The sequence below is a fragment of the Herpetosiphon sp. genome, from assembly GCF_003512625.1.
Taxonomy (GTDB): Bacteria; Chloroflexota; Chloroflexia; order Chloroflexales; family Herpetosiphonaceae; genus Herpetosiphon; species Herpetosiphon aurantiacus.
Genome location: NZ_DOPT01000048.1, coordinates 1 through 2,502 on the forward strand (window position 1 = coordinate 1; position 2,502 = coordinate 2,502).

At 48.3% G+C, this 2,502-nt stretch carries 3 protein-coding genes; all 3 read right to left on the bottom strand.

The window, feature by feature from the left end; translation table 11 throughout:
• Positions 1-99: 99 nt before the first annotated feature.
• From DEF47_RS11690 to DEF47_RS11700, 3 genes are read right to left on the bottom strand one after another with little or no spacing between them, the layout of a single operon-like run.
• Positions 100-582: an NUDIX hydrolase gene (locus DEF47_RS11690; RefSeq protein WP_012190861.1), complete on the bottom strand. Its 483-nt coding sequence runs from the start codon at positions 580-582 to the stop codon at positions 100-102.
• 14 nt (positions 583-596) lie between these two features.
• Positions 597-1,832, bottom strand: coding sequence for an ABC transporter permease (locus DEF47_RS11695; RefSeq protein ID WP_012190860.1), 1,236 nt, complete (start codon positions 1,830-1,832; stop codon positions 597-599).
• Positions 1,825-2,373, bottom strand: coding sequence for a DUF3267 domain-containing protein (locus tag DEF47_RS11700; RefSeq protein ID WP_012190859.1), 549 nt, complete (start codon positions 2,371-2,373; stop codon positions 1,825-1,827). Before DEF47_RS11700 ends, DEF47_RS11695 begins: the two co-directional genes overlap by 8 nt.
• Positions 2,374-2,502: the final 129 nt, after the last annotated feature.

Consider the following 2,502-nt stretch of genomic DNA (forward strand, 5'->3'; position numbering starts at 1 on the left):
GGCTAGGGGGTGAGGGCATGCAATCAACAATGAATCCCCTATGGTTGTTCAAAACCTACCTTTGTAAGTAAGAAGGGTTGGGGATGTGAGCAACGGTTATCAGATTGCTTGCAGCAGATATTGTTCGCTATTATCCTCGTTGGAGCGGAAAGCCCAAACCCGCCCGGCCTCGACATTGCCTGCCAAATAATCGAGCAAGGGCAGACGCGTGCTCGGCCAGCGCAGCGATTGAATCATTTTAGGAATTTCGTGGAGATCAAACCACGCACACTCTTCAATCTCATTATCGGGGTCGTTGATTGCGATTTCGCCCTCGGTTGTGCCTTCGAAGGCGCAAAAAACCACAGTTTGCTCTTTGCCGACCAAATAAACTTGCGACATGTAAGCAAGGGTATTAGCAGCAGCCACCAAGCCAGTTTCCTCGCGCACCTCACGGGCAAAGGCTTCAAGCCAATGCTCGCCAAGCTCAACTTTGCCGCCAGGAATACCCCAATAACTGCCATTTTGGCCTTGTTGACGCACCAATAACACCTGATTTTCACGCCGCAACAGGGCTAGAACAATATGCACAATTGATTCCATACTGCCTCCGTGGGCTAGCGCAACGCCTGCCATAACCCGCGTAACGAAAATTTACTGCCGCGTAACAAAATAGTGGCGCGAAATAAGCGGGCAGTAACACTGAGAGTTGCTACGACAGCTAACGCTAGCAAACCAATACTTAATCCTATTTGCCAAGGTGGCACAACCGTCATGACTGAACGAAGCATCATCGTTGATGGAGCGGTAAAGGGGATTATGCTGAGGATGAGGGCTAAAGCGCCGTTGGGTTTGCTCAGCAACGAGGTAATAAACATCAGCGGAATCATCGCTGGCACACTCACCAAAATAATTAATTGCGATAATTCGCGCATTGATGGGCTGATTGCCCCAATTCCAGCGGTTAGGCTAGCGTAAAATAGGTAGCCGAGCAGAAAAAAGATCCCGAGCAACATCCAAGTGACTGAATCGATTTGAACTTGATTGAGCGCTTCACGAATGGCTTGCCCGCGCAACACCCCTAAGGCCAGTGCTGCCCAAAATCCCAATTGAATAAAGGCTACGATGCCTAAACCCAGCATTTTGCCAGTTAATAATTGGCGTGGCGAGATCGAGGTGAGCAATACTTCAAGCGTGCGATTTTCTTTCTCCTCCAAAATTCCTTGCATCAACAAACTTGCGCCCATAAAAATCGAAATGTAAATCGCCATTGCAAAGCCGATTGGCACCATCGAGCCAGCAAAATTTTGGCTTAAGTTGCCAGCAACCCGGACATTTTGGCCAATTGCTTCAGCTTTGCTCAGGCTAATTGGTTCGAAGAGCAGCGGCACAAAATCAATGTGCGGAGAGCGCAGTTGATTGGCTGCTAACAAGCTACGCAAGGCGTTGGTATCAGCTTGATCAAACACACTTGCTGTGCGGGTGGTACGGGTGACTATTCCCGATTGATGATAATCTGCTGGAATAATGAACAAGGTTTCAATTGTTGCTTGGCGTAACGCTTGTTCAGCCACGTTGCGATCATCAAATTGCAAGAGGGTTGTTGGTGAAATAACCTCGAAATGTTGTTTGAGCACCGCCGATTGGTCAACGACACCGATGCTATGCGCCCGATCGGTGCTGGGTAAAAAAAGATTAGCCGTGGCCTGGCCCGACGGATCGCCGCCAAACACTTGGGCAAACAGATAGATCGCGCCAATGAGCAAGGGCACGCCCAAGGTTGACCAATAAAAATCTTTTTTGCGCAGATGGTACATCAAATCGCGTCGAGCAACAAACCACATTTTAGCCATGCCCAGCCTCCGTTCGCTCAAGATGATTTTGGTGGACTACAAAGCTCGTTGATTCAGGGAAGCGCCAAACGCCTAAAACTTTCCAAAGATCGTTGCTGGTTAAACCAAGATTGACCGCGCCCCATAAAGCTAAATAGGCTGAAAATGGCTTAATGATAATCCCAAGCAACAATACTCCATTCAGTGCCAATGGGGCCAGCAAGTAGCCAATAACCTGGCGACGGGTAAGTGCTTGGCGAGGGCGGACTCGTGGATAGATCAAACGGCGTTGCGCTTGCCATGGCTGTTTTTGGAGCATCAAGCCTAGGCTATGACTGATTGTATGGCTGAGCGGGGCAAGAATCACAATGATCATTGCATCAAGCATCAACCAAACTTGAATCCCTTCAAAATCCAAGTTCTCGAACGTTCCATGGATCAGAGTTCGAATGCGCATCAACAAGACGAAGCTAAAAAAACTAACTAAACTTCCAATTAAAAAGGGTAAGCGCCCTGTTAACCCTTCAACAATGCCAGATTGAGGTTGCGGTTTGTTTGCCATGCTAATCCTTATCTGTCAGCGACGCAGCAACCAAGCTACCACTGTGCGTCGTTTCAATTAATGCTTGCTTATTATAATCAGTTCCTTGCAGAAGTGGCAGGCAACCAAAAGCGCCGTCATTCGTTATTA

Excerpts from the sequence above, each read along its gene's own strand:
- DEF47_RS11690 (WP_012190861.1), bottom strand. The coding sequence starts at position 582 with ATGGAATCAATTGTGCATATTGTTCTAGCCCTGTTGCGGCGTGAAAAT.
- DEF47_RS11695 (WP_012190860.1), bottom strand. The coding sequence starts at position 1,832 with ATGGCTAAAATGTGGTTTGTTGCTCGACGCGATTTGATGTACCATCTG.
- DEF47_RS11700 (WP_012190859.1), bottom strand. The coding sequence starts at position 2,373 with ATGGCAAACAAACCGCAACCTCAATCTGGCATTGTTGAAGGGTTAACA.